This window comes from Photobacterium sp. R1, from assembly GCF_054600795.1.
Window position 1 is genome coordinate 1 of record NZ_BAAHZP010000265.1, and the last position, 343, is coordinate 343.

Genomic DNA, 343 nt, shown 5'->3' on the forward strand with positions numbered 1-343 from the left:
GGCTGGAAGTCCGGCCCATGGAAATCACAACACGCCTGTTTTTGTTACGCCCCAGCGGAGTACTGTTGTCCGCAATTGGACGTCGCTCACCGAATCCCTGAACTTCTATGCGATCTTTTGGCAGACCCAAAGAGACAAAATACTGCTCCAGCTTTTCCGCACGGCGCTCTGATAAAGACTGGTTGGTATTTTTTCCGCCAGAAGAATCACTGTAAGTCGCAACCAGGATTAAATCGATGTCCTGACTGTATTTAATAAAATCGGCAATTTGCGCCAGACGCTTCTGTGATGCTTTGTTCAGCTCGTCGCTGTTCTTATCGTAATGCAGCACAGTAAAGGAGAT

General features: G+C 47.8%; 1 protein-coding gene. It reads right to left on the bottom strand.

Annotated elements, in window-relative coordinates:
- Nucleotides 1-343, bottom strand: a 343-nt coding sequence (locus tag ACYP03_RS24970; RefSeq protein WP_459782522.1) for an OmpA family protein, incomplete at both ends; no start/stop codon positions are given.